The sequence below is a fragment of the Salinimicrobium oceani genome (genome assembly GCF_012037645.1).
Window position 1 is genome coordinate 1 of sequence record NZ_JAAVJR010000631.1, and the last position, 450, is coordinate 450.

1 protein-coding gene is annotated in these 450 nt (G+C 33.3%); it reads left to right on the forward strand.

Annotation, left to right across the window (positions count from 1 at the left end; translation table 11 throughout):
• Nucleotides 1–53 precede the first annotated feature (53 nt).
• A complete protein-coding gene (locus tag HC175_RS18605) occupies nt 54–311 on the forward strand; it encodes a four helix bundle protein (RefSeq protein ID WP_235942683.1) in 258 nt (85 codons plus the stop codon).
• Nucleotides 312–450: the final 139 nt, after the last annotated feature.

Below are 450 nucleotides of genomic sequence, written 5' to 3' on the forward strand. Positions count from 1 at the left end.
TCCAGGTCACTTATAAAATGGTGCGAACATTTCCCTAAATAGAAAAATATAATTTGGTTACCCAACTCATAAGATGTGCAGTTTCTATTCCTTCAAATATTGCCGAAGGGACAAGTAAAAAAACTGATAAGCATTTTTCTCAGTATTTAGACAGTAGTCTGGGTTCTGCTTTTGAATGGGAAACGCAGTTAATCGTTGCTTATAACGAGAAATATATTAGTGAGAAACATTTTCAGGAATTAGAAACAAAAATCCAGGATCTGCAAAAAATGATCTCTGGTTTCATTGATGGTCTAGACAAAAAGTCTTGACTCTTGATTCTTGACTCAATTTACCAATTTCAAATAATAATATTAAATAAAAATGAGTACACAAACAGATAGCAACAAAAAAGACCTTCTTCGCGGGGTGCAATTCCTGGTTAAAGAAACCAGTGCAGAAAACATTTTC